Here is an 18,313-nt window from a genome sequence, read left to right on the forward strand (position 1 = left end):
GTTGTGCACCTTTAGGCAGTAAATTAATTCGCATGGAATTTCTCGAAAATGTCGTCACGACATTTAACGATGGCGTGTGGACATACATCCTGCCCTGGCTGCTCATCGGCGCAGGCCTGTTATTTGGCGCTCGCACCGCGGTGGTGCAGATTCGCAAGGTACCCGATATGCTGCGCGCCGTCGTCGAGCGCCCCAAAGGCGACGATGAGGATGAGGGCGCAGGAAGTGGGGGAATCTCCGCGTTTAAGGCATTTACCATTTCTGCGGCATCGCGGGTGGGTACCGGCAATGTGGCCGGCGTCGCGGTGGCCATCTCCGTAGGTGGGCCTGGCGCCGTCTTTTGGATGTGGATCATCGCCCTGCTCGGTGGCGCGACCGCCTTTGTGGAATCCACCCTGGCGCAGCTGTGGAAGGTCCGCAATGGCGATACGTACCGCGGCGGGCCGGCCTACTACATGAAGCGCGGCCTGGGCTGGGGCCCGCTCGGCGTTCTTTTCTCTATTGCCATCGTCTTTACCTTTGGCTTGGTCTATAACTCTTTCCAGACCAACGCGATCGCTGAGGCCGTGGCCTTTTCCTTCGGCCGCGAAGACGATGCCACCTTTGGATCTATCGTTGGCATCATCATCGCGATTGCCGCGGGCCTCATCATTTTCGGCGGCGTGAAGCGCATTGCGAACATTACTCAGGTAGTCGTTCCGTTTATGGCCCTGGCGTACCTGCTCATCGGTGGCTTTGTGGTCATTACGAACTTTGACAAGGTCCCGGGCATGCTGGGAGATATCATCGGCCATGCGCTCGGCTTTAAAGAAATCGCCGGCGCGGGTATCGGTATCGCGATGATGAAGGGTATCCAGCGCGGCCTGTTTTCTAATGAGGCCGGCGAGGGTTCTGCCCCTAACGCGGCGGCTACCGCCACCGTCTCCCACCCGGTAAAGCAGGGCTTGGTGCAGACCCTGGGCGTGTACTTCGACACCATCGTGGTCTGTACCATTACCGCCTTCCTGATCCTGCTTGGCCCGGAAGTTGCCTACGGCGAAGAGGCAGAGGGCGTATCGCTGACGCAGGCGGCTTTGTCCGCCGAGGTTGGCCACTGGGGAATTCACTTCGTCAGCTTCATCTTGTTCTTCTTGGCCTTTTCTTCCATCTTGGGCAACTACTACTTGGCTGAAGCCAACCTGGAATACCTCACCACCAATAAAACGGTGCTGCAAATCTTCCGCCTCGTGGTGCTGTTCTTCGTTTGGTTCGGCGCCGTCGGTTCTTTGCCCTTGGTCTTCGCCTTGGCGGATACCGGTGCGGCGACGATGGTGATCCTGAATATCATCGCCATTGTCCCGCTATCCGGCGTGGCCATTCAATTGCTAAAGAACTTCAACGAGCAGCGCAGTAAGGGAATCGATCCGGTCTTCCACCGCGATATGCTTCCGGATGTGCCCGGCGTGGAGTGCTGGGACGGCTCTGATCCCGTGACCCGCCGCAGCGATGCTGATCGCAAAATCTTGCGCGATCGCGGCGAGACCGATCGCTATTAATATCGCTATTAATGAGGAAGGTGCAGTGACATGGAAAGAATGACCGCCTTTGTGCACGGCAACGTGCAAGGAGTGGGCTTTCGTTGGTGGACGCGCTCGCGCGCCCTGGAACTAGGCCTTGCTGGGCATGCGACCAACCTGGCAGATGGCCGCGTGCAGGTTGTTGCTGAGGGCCCGCGCACCGAGTGTGAGAAGCTCTTGGAACTGTTGCAAGAGGAACCGAGCACCACCCGCCGTCCGGGAAGCGTCGATCTCGTGGTTGAGCAGTGGGCGGCTGCGAAGGGTGAAAGCGGCTTTGTCGAGCGCTAATAGCCAACCCAATGCTTGCTATAACTCGTGTCTTAACGGCTTGCTAGACTATCCCAAATGCACCTGAAATCGCTGACGCTCAAAGGCTTTAAGTCATTCGCGTCGGCGACGTCTCTCAAATTTGAGCCGGGCATCTGCGCCGTCGTCGGCCCGAATGGTTCCGGAAAGTCCAACGTGGTCGATGCCCTTGCGTGGGTCATGGGAGAAGCCAGCGCAAAGACCCTACGCGGCGGCAAGATGCAAGACGTCATTTTTGCCGGGGCAGGCGACCGCAAGCAATTGGGCCGGGCCGAGGTCACGCTCACCATCGATAATGCCGATGGTGCACTGCCCATCGAGTACTCCGAGGTCTCTGTAACCCGCCGCATGTTCCGCGACGGCGCGAGCGAATACGAAATCAACGGGGCAAAGGCCCGGTTGATGGATATCCAGGAACTGCTTTCTGATTCCGGCATTGGCCGGGAAATGCACATCATCGTGGGGCAGGGCAAGCTTTCTGAAATCCTGGAATCGCGCCCCGAGGATCGCCGCTCCTATATCGAGGAAGCCGCCGGCGTCCTCAAACACCGCCGCCGCAAAGAAAAAGCCCAGCGCAAACTTACGGGCATGCAGGCCAATTTGGATCGCCTGCAAGATTTGACCGATGAGCTGGGAAAACAGCTCAAGCCGTTGGCGCGGCAGGCAGAAGCCGCCCAGCGCGCGGCGACGGTGCAGGCAGATGTACGCGATGCGCGCCTGCGCTTGGCCGGAGACCGCATCGTCGGCTTGCGGCAAAAGCTTTCCGATGCCGAACGCACCGCGACGGCCCTATCCACCCAGGTAGAAGAGACCACGGCACAGCTCGAAGAGGCGACCGAGCACCAAATGGAGCTGGAAACCCAACTAGAGGAGGTCAACCCGCAGGCAGAAGCCGCCCAAAAACTGTGGTTTGATCTCTCCACCCTGTCCGAGCGCATTGCGGCGACCCAGCGCATCGCAGAGGAGAGGGCGGATAATGCCGGGTCCCAGGTCGCCTATGCCGGCCAGGATCCGGATGATCTTGAGGCCAAGGCGACGCGTGCGGACGAGGAGCACGAGGAGCTCTTGGAAGCGGCAGAAGAAGCTGCGGAGCGGTTGGAAAGCATCCGGGAGGAAGTAGCGGAGCGTCGGCAAGCATTCGAGGCCGCAGAGCACGAACATATGGCGCAGGTGCGCGCTATTGCGGACCGCCGCGAGGGCGTCGTGCGCCTTTTTGCCGCCGAGGAAAAGGCCGCGGGGCAGGTGGCCAGCGCGGAAGAGGAATTGGCGCGGCAAGAAGAGGCCGTGGCCTCGCTGCAGCAACGCACTCAGAACGCGCAGGCAGAAGCCGCTGAGGTAGCGCAGAAGCTGGATAATTATGCTGCGGAGCGCCAGCCTTTGGAGGAAGCGCATACGCGGGCTGCCAGCGAGTCGGGCGCTGCCGATAAGCGCTTGGACCAGCTCCGCGATGCCCAGCGCGAGCGCGAGCGCAGTGTCTATACGCTGCGGTCCCGCATCGATACGCTATCCCAGACTATCCCTGAGCCGGTCGAGGTAGGTGAGGAATTCCAGCCATTGGCCGCATACATTTCTACGACCTACGAGTCAGCGGTTGCGGCCGCCTTGGGCACCTTCGCTGAAGCACAGGCGGGTCAGCTGACCGAAGGGTTGATTGCGGATTTGGAGAAGGGCCCGCGCTCGGCGCTGCTGGATGCGGCAGCGACCGCGCCTGCAAGCTCGTGGCGCGTCGATGCCGATCTTCCGCCGCAGACCTCCTGGCTGCTGGATCACATAACGGTCCAACCTGCGGTTTCGACGGCATTGCACCGGCTGCTTGCCGATGTCGTCCTCGTCCCCGATATTGCCCACGGCCGGCGCCTCGTCTCCGATGATCCGCGCCTGCGCGCCGTGACCGCTTCGGGCGTCGTCATTGGCGAAGGGTGGGTCGAGGTCGGTACCGGATCCTCGTCTACCGTGGAGGTTTCCGCTCGCATCGCGGAGGCCGAAGAGGAGCTAGAGCAAGCCAATCAGGCCCTGGACGAGCTCTCCGGCACCCTGGAGGGAGCAAGGATTGCTGCCGAAGATGCCCGCGTGACGGCCGCGTCCGCGAAGGCAGCTTTGCGGGAGCACGATACCGAGGTTGATGCTTGGAAGCGCGATCACCACCGCTTGGAAAAGCAGTACGAGGCCAATAAAGCGGAGCTGGAAAAGTCCGCCCAGCGCGCCACCGAGATTGAGGTGCGGCTGCAGAAAGCCAATAAAGAGCTTGCCGATGCCCGCGATAGGCTCGCCCGCGTCGACGCCGAGGATCAACCAGACGAGCCCTCGTCCGCAGATAGGGATGCCGCCTCGGCCGCGCTGGAAGAAGTAAAGTCCATGGAAATGGAGGCCCAAGTTGCCGCCCGCTCGGCGCAAGAGCGCGTGGGCCAAGTTGCCGGCAAGGCCGATAATCTGCGGCGCCAGGCCCAGCACGAACGCCAAGCGAAGGCTCGCCATGAACAAGCCATGGCCCGCCGCAAGGCACAGGGCCAATTGGCCGCTACAGTGGCACGACACGCACAGGACTTGGCTGCGCGGGCGAACCAACTCTTAACCCGCGCCACCTCTGAGCGCGATGAGTTTTTGCACGAGCGCAACTCCTTAAATTCCCAATTGCAGCAGGCCAAGCAGGCGGTCTCGGCTGCACGCCAAAATAGCGACCGGCTAACCGCGCGGGCGCATGAAGCAGAACTGGCGCGCTCGCAGGCGCAGGTGCGTCTGGATGAAGCGGAGAAAAAGATTGGCGAACAGCTGGGCATCGCCATCGCTGACCTGCTGCGCGATTTCACCCCGGGCGAAGACTTTGACCGCAGCGCGGAAAAGTCGCGGCTGCAGCAGGCGGAAAAGGATCTGAATTCGCTGGGCAAGGTTAATCCCTTGGCCTTGGAAGAATTTAAGGCGCTGGAAGAGCGATACAGCTACCTGTCTACGCAGCTCGATGACGTCATCCAAGCCCGGAAGGATCTCGCCGGGGTGATTTCGGACGTGGATAAGCAGATCCTGCAGCTATTTACCGATGCCTGGCGGGATGTGGAAGCAGAGTTTCCCAAGGTATTCAATACCCTCTTTCCAGGTGGAGAGGGCCGGTTGATCCTTACCGAGCCAGAAGACATGCTCACCACCGGCATCGAGGTAGAAGCCCGCCCGCCCGGTAAGAAGGTCAAGCGCCTGTCGCTGCTTTCCGGCGGTGAGAAATCCCTTACCGCACTGGCCATGCTCGTGGCTATCTTCCGCGCACGCCCCAGCCCGTTCTACGTCATGGATGAGGTCGAGGCAGCGCTTGATGATGTCAATCTGCGCCGGCTCATCGCCTTATTCGAGGAGTTGCGGAAGGATTCCCAGCTTATTGTCATCACGCACCAAAAACCCACCATGGATGTGGCCAACGTCCTTTATGGCGTGACCATGCGCGGTGATGGCATCACCCGGGTCATTTCCCAGCGCATGAATCCAGCCGGACTCGCGCCGGGAGCCGAGCAAGCAAGCCAGGATGCAACGCGGCTTGGAGTTGATGCGCCGCAATCAACGGAATAAAAGATTTCGCCTCCCTTATGTGCCGCAAGCCCGAAAGGCTGGCACTATAGAGGCATGAATTCTTTATGGTTATGGATCGGCATAGCAATCGTTGTCATTGTGCTGATTGTCGTCTTTATTGCAATTGGCAAAAAGCGCGGTGAATCCAAGAAGGTTTCTTTCGAGAAACCCAAGGAAGAAGAGCCCAAGCAGTTAACCCAAGAGCAAAAGTCCGGCAATTACCAGGCGAAGTCTGGCTTCAACTTTGCCCCAGCGGGCGCGAAAGAACCCGAGAAGGTAGCGCAGGAGAAGCCACAGCAGGCTAAGCAGGAGCAGCAGCCGGAAACTTCGGAGCAGTCGGAGCCCACCGCCACCGATATCGCAAACGCCCAGCTCAACGATGAAGAGCCGCCGACGGCCAAGCGATCTGCACCGGCTAAGGATAAAAGCACTGCACCCGAAAAGGCAGCCAAGCAGGATAAGGACACAGGAAAAGACAACGGCGCTGGCGATGAAGCTAAGGCCGATTCCGAGTCTGCTTCCACTCCGGAAGCCAAGTCCAAGCCTGCCGCCGATAAGACCGAAGGTAAGGGTGCTGCCGGTACGGCCGCAGCTGGGGGAGTCGGCGCCGCTGCTGCTGCAGCCTCTGGTGACCGCCAGGAATCCGCCTCAGATGATGCAGATAAGGAACCTGCAGATCAGGCAGAGGATCAATCTGATAAACCGGCTTCCGCGCAGGCTTCCACACCTGCTTCTGGTGAGAAGGAAGCAGAAGAAAAAGAAGCAAAGGGCAGCGAGCAATCCGCCCCAGCTGCTGCCGAGAAACCTGCGGCAGCGAGCGCAGGCGAACGCGGCGAGCCGGACCATGAAGAAAAAGCCCCAGAAGACGTTGTATCCGTCGAGGCCGCCGAGGTAGAAGATGAATCGCCAGTCTTTGACGCGGTGGTAGATGATAAAGACGCAGACCACATCGAAGAACGCGTCGATAGCCACGAGGAAGCCGAAGAAGCCGCAGCTGCAGCCGATGCACAAACGGATGCGGCGGAAGCGGCCAAGGAACAAACGCCTGTACCAGATGGCGAGCCTGCCGCGACGGGCCAGCCCACCGAGGACATTGCTCCGGCGGGAGGCCGCCTCGGCCGACTGCGCGGCCGCCTCTCTCGTTCCCAGAACGCCATCGGCCAAGGACTGATGGGGATCCTTTCCGCCGGTGATCTGGATGAAGACGCCTGGGAGGAAATCGAAGATACCCTCATCATGGCGGACCTTGGCACCAAGTCCACGATGAAGGTCACCGATTCTTTGCGTGACAAGATCGCTGAGCGTGGCGTGTCGAGCGAAGAAGAAGCACGTGCGATGCTGCGTGAATGCCTCATCGAGGCCTGCCACCCAGAAATGGATCGCTCCATTCGCGCGATGCCTAATGACGGCAAGCCGGCCATCGTGATGGTCGTGGGCGTTAACGGCACCGGTAAGACCACCACCACCGGTAAGCTCGCCCGCGTCCTCGTATCGATGGACCACAGCGTATTGCTGGGTGCGGCAGATACCTTCCGAGCCGCAGCAGCCGATCAGCTAGAAACGTGGGGGCGCCGCGTGGGCGCCGAAACCGTACGCGGCAAGGAAGGCGCAGACCCTGCCTCCGTGGCCTTTGATGCCGTGGCCACCGGTGTGGAGCAGCAGGTCGATGTCGTTTTGGTTGATACGGCCGGCCGCCTGCACACCTCGACCGACCTGATGGATCAGCTGGGCAAGGTCAAGCGCGTTGTAGAAAAGAAGACCGAGGTTGATGAGGTTCTCTTGGTCCTCGATGCCACGGTGGGTCAAAACGGTCTGGCACAGGCACGCATTTTCCGCGAGGTTGTGGATATTTCCGGCGTGGTGCTTACCAAGCTGGATGGCACGGCGAAGGGCGGCATCGTCTTCCAGGTGCAAGAAGAATTGGGTGTTCCAGTCAAGCTTGTGGGCTTGGGTGAGGGTGCCGATGATCTTGCGCCATTCGAAGTCGAAGGATTTGTCGATGCCTTGTTAGGCGAGAAATAGGGACTCCTTCAACCGGCTTAGATAACTCCCCAGGACCCCGGCTGCTTACAAAAGCGAGAAAGCCGCGGGCGCTGGGGAGTTTTCTCCCGCCTATGTGCCGTGCGTGTATGCCCCGCGAGCATGGGATGCCCTGAATTACTGTGATCTGGATTGGGTTGGTGAGCAATGGTAATCTGGTAGGGCTGTATTTAGTGATTCGGTGCGAAATTCGCACCAATCCAAGACCAAGGTTCGTGAGGCAAGTATTTCGTGACGCTACTTTTTGCTGTCCTCCTTGCGGCATTGGCAGTGATCTTGGCACCGGTGACCGTAAAGGTCATGGACCGACAGGCGGGCTATCCATTAGCTGGCCTTTTTCTCATTGCAGCGGTGCTCATTGCTAAGGATTTTTCTGCCATTGCAGCCGGGGAGGAACTCAGTTTCGAAGCCACCTGGGTACGCGATTTTATTGCGCCGGGGGTTGACGTAAGTTTCGCTCTGCGTGGAGATGCATTGAGCATCTTCTTCGCCATGTTGGCTCTTGTCATTGGCGCTGTCGTGTTGACGTACTCGGCAGCCTATCTCCCTAAAAACGAGGGAAATACGAGCTTTTATACACTGATGACGGCATTCACGCTGTCCATCTTGTTACTGGTTCTGGCCAATGACGTTGTTGTCCTATTCCTCGCCTGGGAGCTTGTCTCCTTGGCATCTTTCATGCTCATCGCGCGTTCTGGCTCTGGGGGAGAGGCAGGTTCCCAGCGCACCTTAATTCTGACGTTTATCGGTGGCCTTACGCTATTGACGGCATTAGGCATTGCCGCAGTGACCACCGGTTCGACCACCATTTCTGAGATCCTCGCATCCTCGGTATGGGATGAACGTCCAGGTGTGACCGCAAGCGTTGCCGTGCTAATCGCGGCTTCTGCCTTTACCAAGTCCGCTCAATTCCCATTCCACTTCTGGCTGCCAGAAGCCATGGCCGCCGCTACGCCAGTCTCGGCGTTCCTACACGCCGCGGCCGTGGTCAAGGCGGGCATCTACTTGCTCATTCGCTTCTCCACGATCTTTTACGACGTTGCGGTGTGGAACTGGGTGCTCATCGTCGTCGGTATGGGCACGGCGGTAATGTCCGCAGTCTTCGCGGTACAAAAGACGGACCTGAAGAAGCTGACCGCTTATTCCACCGTTTCCCACCTGGGTTGGATTGTCGCCACTATCGGTGTCGGCACCCCATTCGCCATCGGTGCGGCACTGGTACACACCTTGGCACACGCGCTCTTCAAGTCCTCGCTGTTCATGCTCATCGGCGTCATTGACCATGAAGCAGGTTCGCGCGATATCCGACGCCTTGGCCCGCTGTGGAATAAGATGCCGTGGACGTTTGGCTCTGTAGTCATCGGCGCCGCATCCATGGCTGCGGTACCTCCACTGCTGGGCTTTGTGTCCAAGGAAGGCATGCTCACTGCCTTTGAGGATGCCCCCATTGGCGGCGCAGGCCAAGCAATCTTGCTTGCCGTGGCAGGAATCGGTGCCTTCTTTACCTTCACCTACTCTGCAAAGATCGTCTTCGGCGCATTCTTCGATGGGCCACGGTCCATGGACGATGTCCACGAAGCCCCAGTTTCCCTGTGGCTTCCTGCAGCGCTACCGGGCTTTATGTCCCTGCCGCTCGTCTTCGTCCTGGGCATTTTCGATGAGCCTTTGGAGCATGCCGTTGGCGCCGTGGGCATGGAAACGCATGCTCACCTTGCGGTATGGCATGGAATCAACGTGCCATTTATCATTTCGATCCTCGTGCTGGTAGCCGGAATTGCGGCCATCTTTGTCCGCAAGAAGATGTGGCCGGCTTTCGAGGGACGCAGCTTCATGCCGCGCAGCGGCAACGAGCTCCTGCAAAGCCTGCAAGATGGCTGCGCCAAGCTCGGCCAGGTATTGGGCAAAATGTCCGATTCCCACAATCCGTCTCGCCACATTTTGCCGATTGTCATCGTGGTTATTGTTCTTGCTGGTACTACGTTGTTCGGCGAGGGAGTCGACGGCGTACCGCTGCAACCGCGCGTCGATGGGCTAGACAACCCGTGGGACCTTCTGCCTTTGGGCATTATTGCGTTGTCCGTATTCGGGCTGGTGCGCACCAAGAACCGCCTTACCGGCGCCGTCATGATCGGCATTGCGGGTACAGGCGTTACCTTGCAGATGTTCCTCTTGGGTGCACCGGACGTGGCACTTACCCAGTTCATGGTGGAAGCACTGTCTGTGGTCGTCATGATGATGGTGCTGCGTTACCTGCCAGAGACCTTCCAGCCGGTTACGGATAAATCTCGCAGGGTGGGCTCCATCGTCATCGCCGTATTGGCCGGTGTTGCGGCCTTCCTCGGAGTCTGGGGCCTGATGGGCCGGCACGAACGCTCGGACCTGGCGCTGTGGTACCTCGACAAGGCACCGGATATCACGGGTGGCGATAACGTCGTGGCCACCATCATCGTGGAATTCCGTGCACTCGATACCTTGGGCGAGCTGTCCGTGCTGGGCATGGCCGCCGTCGTTATCGCAGCCATTACCACCACGCTGCCGCGCTTCCCGTTCAGCTCGGGCACGCGCCCGGCGCCGTTCGGCCAGTCACAGCTGAACTCCGTGCCGCTGCGCAAGGGAATCAATATTGTCATTCCTTTGCTCATCATCATGTCCGTCATCGTGTTCTTCCGCGGACACAATTCTTCCGGCGGTGGATTCCCAGCTGCGCTCATCATGGGTGCGGCCATCGGACTTACCTACCTGTCCCGCGGCTCCGATGAAATTGTCTTCGGCCGCATGACCCCCGTGCACCTTACCGGTATTGGCATCATTACCGCGCTGTTGGCAGGCTTTATTGGCTACTGGCACGACGGCTTTGGCAATGGTGGTTTCCTTACCGCCTTGCACGGTGAGGCCCTTGGCCAGCACTGGACGACGTCCCTCATCTTCGACCTCGGTATTTATCTGGCGGTGCTGGGTATGCTCACGATGGCCATCAATGCCTTGGGTGGCTACCTCAGGCCTGGTACCGAGCGGGACTACCTGCCATGGGTCCATGATGATGACTCGGCCCTGCCGGCGACGCCGCGGATTGCCGTTGAGGATGCGGACGATCCGTACCCAGACCCAATCAACCCTTCGACGGATCCGCTGGCTTTGCTCAGCCCCAAAGAGGCAAAGACAAAGACAAAGCAACGTCGCCGTTCTAACGCCAACCGAGGAGGGGAGAAGTAATGATTCTCGCGTTAACAATCGCCATCCTCATCGGTGGCGCCGTCTACCTCATTCAGCAACGCGGCTTGGTCCGCATTGTATTGGGCATGATGGCATTCGGCCACGGTGCCAACCTGACCTTGTTGGCCACTGGCGTGTACTCCTACCGAGGTGAAGCCTTTCCCTCGGAAGTCCCCCATGACCAGATGGCCGATCCGCTACCGCAGGCATTCGTTCTAACGGCAGTTGTTATCTCCATGGCAACCTCGACCATCCTGTTGACCATGGCTGCAATGGGCAAAAACGATGACACCGATGTGGTGGAACCCGTCGATGACAACACCATCGACCACGCATTTTCTACCTTGGGCCGCGATGCCCAGAATCGAGCAATCTTGGAAGAATCCGCAAATGAGCTCGATCGCATTGGCCGAGTAGACCACGACACCCCTGTGGCTGAGCGCGGGGTACAGAGGAAGAAGGAGGATGAAAAATAATGGCTGATGTTGTAGCCCAACTTCTTCCACTTTTCCCGGCAATTCCCCTCATTGCCGCGGCTCTTGCCTTGCTGGCGCCATGGCGCGCCGTCCGCGATGCGATCATGCTCATCATCCCTGGAGTCGGTGTCTTCGCCGGCCTGGGGCTGTTGATCTACACCATGAACAATGGGGTAGTGGCGCATACCGTGGGCCTCTACGTAGGCAATGTGGGTATTCCGCTCGTTGCGGATGCCTTCTCCGCGCTGATGATCATCACCACGATGATCGTTGCCTTTGGCGCCAACTGGTTCGCCATCGTGGGCGGGGAGACTAAATCCCGTTATTACCCTTCGCTCACGCTGATTCTTATCACCGGTGTGTGCGGTGCGCTCCTGACCGCTGACCTCTTTAACTTCTTCGTGTTCATTGAGGTCATGCTGCTGCCGTCGTACGGCCTTATCACCATGTCTGGTACGTGGTCGCGCCTGGCAGCTGGTCGCGCGTTCGTCCTCGTTAACCTTTTCGCCTCCACGCTGCTGGTGGTTGGTGTCGGTTATATCTATTCCGTCACCGGTTCGGTTAACTTGGCCGCCCTGCAGGGGGCCGCCGCCGGCAACGGTCCGGTGACCGTCGCTGCGGGCATTATTCTCATTGCGATTACCGCCAAGGCTGGCGTATTCCCAGTGCAGTCCTGGCTGCCGCGTACCTATCCTGGAACGTCGGCCGCGGTGATGGGACTATTTTCCGGCCTGCACACGAAGGTTGCTGTGTACATGCTTTACCGGCTGTACGTGCAGCTTTTCGATCTTGAGCAGCGGTGGAACGTGATCATCATCGTCCTCATGCTGATCTCTATGATGATCGGTGCGTTTGGTGGCCTGACCGAAAAGACCATTCGCCGCGTGTTGGGTTACCAGATGCTCAACGGTATGCCATTCATCTTGGTGATGCTGGCCTTTACCTCGGAAGATCCGAGCCGCGCCCTGGCCGCCGGTATCATGTACACGATTCACCACATGGTGACCGTTGGCTCGTTGATCCTGGCCTCCGGTGCCATCGAAGAGACCTACGGCACGGGTGACTTGACCAAGCTATCTGGCCTCGCGCGCCGCGATACCATTATCGCCTGGATTTTTGCCGCTGGTGCTTTCTCCGTTGTGGGCTTCCCGCCATTCTCCGGCATGTGGGGCAAGCTCATGATCGTCTTCGAGGTCGCCCGCAATGGCGGGGCTTGGGCCTGGATTGCGATTGCCGCCATAATCATCGCCTCCTTCGCAGCATTCTTGGCGATGTTGCGCGTCTGGCGCGAAGCATTCTGGGGACACGATTTGCCCTCGGACAAGGTTCCCGATGAGCTCATCATTCGCAAGAAATTGATGGCGCCTTCTGCAGCGCTCATCTTGGTCTCGCTGGGCATGTTCATTTTCTCCGGCGTGGTCATTGATGCGGTGGAAACCGCAGCAGACCAATTGCTGGACACGACGGCTTATACTGACACCATCTTGGACGATGACTCAGCCGCACTACCTAATATCGATGACATTCAGGAGGGCCGATAAATGCATGCCGTAGCCTATGCACTCTGGCTCATCAAAGAAATTTTCGTTGCTGGGTTCACCCTGGCGATGTCAGCATTTAAGCCCGATAACGAATACCACCCGGTCATCATCCGGTATCCACTGCGCGTTACCAGCGCCTGGGAGATCTTCTGGTTCACCTCGTCCATCACCGCTACCCCTGGCACGCTGTCCTTGGGGCTCCGCGAACCGCCGCGGAAGGGCTTGCCCCGCATCGTGCTAGTACAAGCGGTCCAGGGTTCCGATCCTGCGGCGATTGTGGCTGACTTAGCCGATATGGAAGAGCACTTGGCCCCGCGCGTCAAGAGCATCGACTATGGCGTGCCTGGGCAAGGGGATACGACGGAACTCGATGAGGCTTTCTACGAATTCCCCTTGGATACGCTCGGCCGCTATATGCGCTCACCGGATCTCGCGCGGGCGGAGGACACTCCGCTTTCGGAGAGCCAGGCGGACGTCGAAAAGCCCAAGCACCTCGCCCGGAAAATTCAACGCAGGAAGGAGACCGACCGATGATTGATTTTGCAACATTGTCCCCATTCGGTTGGGTTGTACTGGTGTGCGTGTTCATCATGGGCGGGGCAGCCTGGTGCGGGGTGCTATTGGCGCTGCGCACCCGTGACGAGCTCACCCGCGCGGTGATGTCAGACATTGTCTTTTACGGCATGATCTGCATGTACCTCGGTTGGTCAATGATCAATAATGCCCCATTAGCCTATGACATTGCCCTGATTGGCGCCATCGCTGCCGGTATTTTGCCGACCTTGTCTATGGCCCGCATTATTTCGAAAGGGCGGCGATAAGCCATGGCTGTATACGAGATTATTGCTTCGGTTCTGCTCATTGTGGCCACGATCCTCGTGGTGGCAACCGTGGTCTCCTTGTGGCGCGCACCGGATGCCTTGACCCGTGCCAACCTGATGGGTCCGACCGTGGGTTTGGCGGTGCCGCTTATTATCCTCGCCAAGCTAGTGGTGGATTTTGGGCAGGATGGCTTTTCACTAGGCCTCCTTATCAAGGGCCTCATCGCGTGCTTTGGTGTCTGGATTATCGGCTCGGTGGGTTCGTTCTACCTGGGGCGTTCCATCTACGGTGTTGCGGTTACTGACGTTAAACACGCCAAACACAATAATGAGAAAATTCAGACCGTCTACGCTGATGAAGACGAAATCTAGGGTTATCTTTCCCTAGTGTGCAGCGCGGGTTCGTACTTTCTCCATGGAGGATGTACGGCCCGCGTTTCTTTTGGGCAGATGCGGTGCGTACAGCAGCGGATCCAGCCTTAATTTACCGGCTGCAACTGTAATTCGGGCACATTCGGAAGTCGTGCGGGGTTAGACTAGAACGCAGCATATCCGCGCCGCGCCTGGCCGCCGACTTATACTTTTCTTCAGGAGGATTAAATGAAACTAATTACCGCCATCGTTAAGCCGTTTACTCTGCCGGATATCCGGGAGGCATTAAAACAGCAGGATGTACACGGCCTTACAGTGACCGAAAGCCAGGGCTTTGGGCAACAGAGTGGGCACAGCGAGGTCTACCGCGGCGCCGAATACGCGACGGACTTTGTACCCAAGGTGAAATTAGAAGTTTTGACCGCTGATGACCAGGTGGAAGAGCTCATTGACGCCATCGTGGATGCCGCTTATACCGGCAAGATTGGCGATGGCAAGATTTGGATTACCCCGGTAGAAGACGTCATCCGTATCCGCACCGGGGAGCGCGGCGAGACCGCCCTTTAAGCAAAAATGGTGGCAGCATCCGCTCTTCGCAGCGAGGCTTATGACGCGGCGGTGCGCCTGCTCCAGGATTTAGATCTGCCGCCGCACACGGCGCTAGCTGCCACTGGCTCTTTAGCCAGGCAGGAGATGACTCCCTATTCCGATATTGATGTCATCTTGATCTTTCCGGAGGATTACGAGCCAGATCCCCGCTTGGTAGAGGACTTGTGGTATCCGGTGTGGGATGCCAAGTATCGGTTGGATTTTGCCCTGCGTACCCCGCAGGAGTGCGCCGAGATCGCCTTGCAGGATGCCTCAGCTGGCTTCGCACAATTGGATCTGACGTATATTGCTGGCGAGAAGCCGCTTGTCGATGACGCTCGTCAACGCCTCCTACACGCGTGGCGTCGACAGTTGCAGCGGGGGTTTGACCGCTTCGTCGATACCGCCATCGCACGGTGGAACCGTTCTGGCGCCGTTGCCACCATGACTAACCCAGATCTGAAAAACGGGCGCGGGGGATTGCGCGATATTCAGCTCTTGCGTGCTTTGGCCCTAGGAAACCTGTGCGATCTGCCTGTGCTGGAAGAAGAGCGGCGGTTGTTACTCGATGCACGGACCCTGCTGCACGTCAAGGCTCATCGGCACCGCGATATTTTGGATCCGGACTTTGCCGCAGATGTCGCTGATGAATTAGGTTTTAGCAGCCGCTATGAGCTAACGGCGGCACTGGTTACTGCAGCTTCTGCTGTCGATGAAGCGGTAGAGCGTAGCTTGGCCACAGCCCGCGGCGTTTTGGGTAGCCGGGGTGCTGGTCCGGCGCAGGGGCGCGACCGTGTGCGCAGGCCCCTTGACGTGGACGTCGTGGCTGATGGTGCCGTTATCTCCTTGGCCCGCACACCCAATCGTGCAGACCCATGGCTGTTGACCCGAGTCGCGGCGGCCGCAGCGCGGACAGGCTATTCCGTCTCCGCAACGACATGGCGGGTACTGCAGGAGCTGCCGGCTCCACCGGAGCGGTGGCCGCGGGCGGCCGTGGATGACTTTTTCGCCATTTTGTCTTCGCCGTCTCATACCCCGCGGGTGATTGCGGAGCTGGATCGCTATGGGCTGTGGGAGCGCTTGGTCCCAGAATGGGGTCATGTGCGCGGATTACTGCCCAGAGAACGCAGCCACATGCATTCTGTTGACTACCACCTCGTCGCCACCGTCACGCGCTGCGCCGAGGTGCGGACCTCGGTGGCGCGCCCGGATCTGCTCCTCCTGGCCGCGTTGTACCACGATTTAGGCAAGGGACATGACCGCCCGCACGAGCAAGTAGGAGCAGAGATGGTGGCGCGGCAGGCCGCGCGCATGCGCTTTAATCTTGCAGATATTTCCCGCGTGCAAACCGTGGTGGCAGAGCATACGAGCCTGGCGCGATTGGCAGCGACGATGGATCCGAGTTCGGATGCCGCGCGCGATGCCCTATTGAATGCGTGCCATTATGATCAATTGACCATTTCGCTGCTCGAGACCTTATCCAAGGCGGATGCCTTATCAACAGGCCCTGGCGTGTGGTCTGCTCGCACCGCACAGGCGCAGGCCCTATCGTCGCCCGCGCTTTGGAAGCGAATAAGCCGCGCATAGTCACCCGCCCCTTAGTCCGTGTTCCGCAGGACGAGTATGGGGTAGGGCTTGCGGTTGATTGGCAGGAGGAAGTGGTCACCGTGACCTGGTCCGGTGCCAATAAGGCAGAGTTTAAGCGCATTTTTGCGCTGATTTCAGCCTTGGGGTGGACGATTGTGCGGGCCAATTTCGTACAGGGTGATGCTGGTAGCTATCAGGCGGAGTTTGTCATCCGCACTGTGCAAAAGACGCTCACAGAGGCCGCGGAACCGGATAGGTTTATCCAGTCCTATAATTCGCGTACGTACAAAGAGCTTCCCGATATCGCAGGTGAGCCCACGACGGCGGCCTTTAACGTGGGTGGTATTTTGGAGATTCGTACCGTCGAGAGAATAGGTGCATTGGGCTATTTGGTGGAGTCTTTGCCGGAGTTTATGTGGCTGCGCCATGAGATCCTGGGCGCCACGATGATTGTGCATGTGTTCTTTGGAGCTTCGGTTTCGCGCGCCCAGGTGGTGGGGAATGTGACCAGGGCCCTGGCTAGGGACTAAGATTGAATAATTGAACTTTAGATCGATCTAATTTAAGGGAGCGCATCCGTAGTGTTTGACTCACTATCAGACCGCCTACAGTCAGCCCTGGCGGGCCTGCGCGGCAAGGGCAAATTAACTGAGGCGGATATCAACGCCACGACTCGTGAGATTCGTTTGGCCTTGCTGGAAGCTGACGTTTCTCTGACGGTGGTGCGCGGGTTTATCAAGCGCATCAAGGAACGCGCCCGTGGCGCGGAAGTATCTGAGGCGCTCAACCCCGCCCAACAGGTGGTCAAGATCGTCAATGAGGAGCTCATTGAGATCCTAGGCGGAGAAACCCGCCGGTTGAACTTGGCCAAGAATCCACCGACCGTCATCATGCTGGCCGGTCTGCAGGGTGCTGGTAAAACCACCTTGGCCGGTAAATTGGCCAAGCACCTCACGAAGCAGGGACACACCCCGATGCTCGTGGCCTGTGACTTGCAGCGCCCAGGAGCCGTGCAGCAGCTGCAGATCGTCGGCGAGCGCGCGGAGGTCCCGACCTTCGCCCCAGATCCTGGTACCTCCCTGGATTCCAATGACCACGAGATGGGTACCTCGCACGGGGACCCGGTGGACGTCGCCAAGCGCGGTATTGCTGAAGCAAAACAGAAGCAGCACGATGTGGTCATCATCGATACCGCCGGCCGCCTGGGCATCGATGAAACCCTGATGACGCAGGCGCGCAATATCCGCGATGCCGTCAATCCGGATGAAGTCCTGTTCGTCATCGACTCCATGATTGGTCAGGACGCCGTGCAAACGGCGGAGGCCTTCCGCGATGGCGTGGACTTTACCGGCGTGGTTCTCACGAAGCTGGATGGTGACGCCCGCGGTGGTGCAGCGCTGTCCATTCGTGAGGTGACCGGTAAGCCGATTTTGTATGCGTCCACCGGTGAGAAGCTCGATGATTTTGATGTCTTCCACCCAGAGCGCATGTCTAGCCGCATTCTGGGCATGGGTGACCTGCTCTCCCTGATTGAGCAGGCGGAAGCCACCCTGGATCACCAGAAGGCCGAAGAAGCAGCCTCTAAGCTTGGCTCCGGCGAGCTCACGCTGAATGACTTCTTGGACCAGATGTTGATGATCCGCAAGATGGGTCCGATTGGCAACCTGCTGAAGATGATGCCTGGCGGCAAGCAGATGAATGAAATGGCCGCCATGGTGGATGAAAAGCAGCTGGATCGCATCCAGGCCATCATCCGCGGTATGACCCCAGAAGAGCGCGAGAACCCGAAGATCTTGAACGCGTCGCGCCGCAAGCGCATCGCCAATGGTTCCGGTGTAAGCGTTTCTGAGGTCAACCAGCTCATTGAGCGCTTCAACCAGGCCAAGAAGATGATGTCCAAGATGGCCGGCCAATTTGGCATGGGCGGTGGCGGACGTTCTGCCACCAAGAAAAAGCCAAAGGGCCGCAAGGGCAAAAACGGTAAGCGCAAGAAGGGCAAGGGCGGCGGTGGCAACCGCGGCCCCAAGATGCCGGGTGGTATGCCAGGAATGGGCGGCGGTATGCCGTCGATGGAAGAGCTACAGCAGCTGCAGCAGCAAATGGGCGGTGCCGGCGGTGCCGGTGGCCTTGGCGGTGGAAAGATCCCCGGCATGCCCAAGATGCCCAAGGGCATGGAGAATATCGACCTCGATAACCTCAACTTTGGCAAGGGCAAAAAGTAGCCGCGCAGAGACATAAACAGAAGGTGGCCCATGACCTCT

At 58.8% G+C, this 18,313-nt stretch carries 14 protein-coding genes; all 14 read left to right on the forward strand.

What is annotated here, in order from left to right; genetic code table 11:
- Window positions 1–32 precede the first annotated feature (32 nt).
- A complete protein-coding gene (locus tag ABRP64_RS01365; RefSeq protein WP_284864403.1) occupies window positions 33–1,535 on the forward strand; it encodes an alanine/glycine:cation symporter family protein in 1,503 nt (500 codons plus the stop codon).
- 30 nt (window positions 1,536–1,565) lie between these two features.
- Entirely contained in the window at window positions 1,566–1,844 is a 279-nt protein-coding gene (locus ABRP64_RS01370) for an acylphosphatase (RefSeq protein ID WP_023022945.1), read from the forward strand.
- Between the two features lie 57 nt (window positions 1,845–1,901).
- Window positions 1,902–5,414: a chromosome segregation protein SMC gene (smc, locus tag ABRP64_RS01375; RefSeq protein ID WP_349865145.1), complete on the forward strand. Its 3,513-nt coding sequence runs from the start codon at window positions 1,902–1,904 to the stop codon at window positions 5,412–5,414.
- Window positions 5,415–5,468: 54 nt separating this feature from the next.
- Window positions 5,469–7,436, forward strand: coding sequence for a signal recognition particle-docking protein FtsY (ftsY, locus tag ABRP64_RS01380; RefSeq protein ID WP_349865147.1), 1,968 nt, complete (start codon window positions 5,469–5,471; stop codon window positions 7,434–7,436).
- A 249-nt stretch (window positions 7,437–7,685) separates the two neighbouring features.
- Window positions 7,686–10,667: a DUF4040 family protein gene (locus ABRP64_RS01385; protein ID WP_349865149.1), complete on the forward strand. Its 2,982-nt coding sequence runs from the start codon at window positions 7,686–7,688 to the stop codon at window positions 10,665–10,667.
- Window positions 10,667–11,143, forward strand: a complete 477-nt coding sequence (locus ABRP64_RS01390; protein WP_284769575.1) for a sodium:proton antiporter — start codon at window positions 10,667–10,669, stop codon at window positions 11,141–11,143. Before ABRP64_RS01385 ends, ABRP64_RS01390 begins: the two co-directional genes overlap by 1 nt.
- Window positions 11,143–12,684: a monovalent cation/H+ antiporter subunit D family protein gene (locus ABRP64_RS01395; RefSeq protein WP_284782188.1), complete on the forward strand. Its 1,542-nt coding sequence runs from the start codon at window positions 11,143–11,145 to the stop codon at window positions 12,682–12,684. The genes ABRP64_RS01390 and ABRP64_RS01395 overlap by 1 nt, the downstream gene beginning before the upstream one ends.
- Window positions 12,685–13,218, forward strand: a complete 534-nt coding sequence (locus ABRP64_RS01400) for a monovalent cation/H+ antiporter subunit E (protein ID WP_005278609.1) — start codon at window positions 12,685–12,687, stop codon at window positions 13,216–13,218.
- Window positions 13,215–13,505 carry a cation:proton antiporter gene (locus tag ABRP64_RS01405; RefSeq protein WP_005278611.1) on the forward strand — a complete coding sequence of 97 codons (291 nt, stop codon included), beginning with the start codon at window positions 13,215–13,217 and terminating at the stop codon, window positions 13,503–13,505. Before ABRP64_RS01400 ends, ABRP64_RS01405 begins: the two co-directional genes overlap by 4 nt.
- Before the next feature lie 3 nt (window positions 13,506–13,508).
- Window positions 13,509–13,877, forward strand: a complete 369-nt coding sequence (locus ABRP64_RS01410; RefSeq protein ID WP_005283678.1) for a Na+/H+ antiporter subunit G — start codon at window positions 13,509–13,511, stop codon at window positions 13,875–13,877.
- A 228-nt stretch (window positions 13,878–14,105) separates the two neighbouring features.
- Window positions 14,106–14,444 carry a P-II family nitrogen regulator gene (locus ABRP64_RS01415; RefSeq protein WP_023022932.1) on the forward strand — a complete coding sequence of 113 codons (339 nt, stop codon included), beginning with the start codon at window positions 14,106–14,108 and terminating at the stop codon, window positions 14,442–14,444.
- A gap of 6 nt (window positions 14,445–14,450) precedes the next feature.
- Complete coding sequence (locus ABRP64_RS01420) at window positions 14,451–16,052, forward strand: [protein-PII] uridylyltransferase family protein (protein ID WP_349865151.1); 1,602 nt, start codon at window positions 14,451–14,453, stop codon at window positions 16,050–16,052.
- On the forward strand, window positions 16,028–16,582 hold the full coding sequence (locus tag ABRP64_RS01425; RefSeq protein ID WP_349865153.1) for a hypothetical protein: 555 nt from the start codon (window positions 16,028–16,030) through the stop codon (window positions 16,580–16,582). Before ABRP64_RS01420 ends, ABRP64_RS01425 begins: the two co-directional genes overlap by 25 nt.
- A 51-nt stretch (window positions 16,583–16,633) precedes the next feature.
- Window positions 16,634–18,274, forward strand: coding sequence for a signal recognition particle protein (gene ffh, locus ABRP64_RS01430; RefSeq protein ID WP_005278622.1), 1,641 nt, complete (start codon window positions 16,634–16,636; stop codon window positions 18,272–18,274).
- Window positions 18,275–18,313: the final 39 nt, after the last annotated feature.

It is taken from the genome of Corynebacterium sp. KPL4015, from assembly GCF_040225725.1.
Lineage (GTDB): Bacteria > Actinomycetota > Actinomycetes > Mycobacteriales > Mycobacteriaceae > Corynebacterium > Corynebacterium rhinophilum.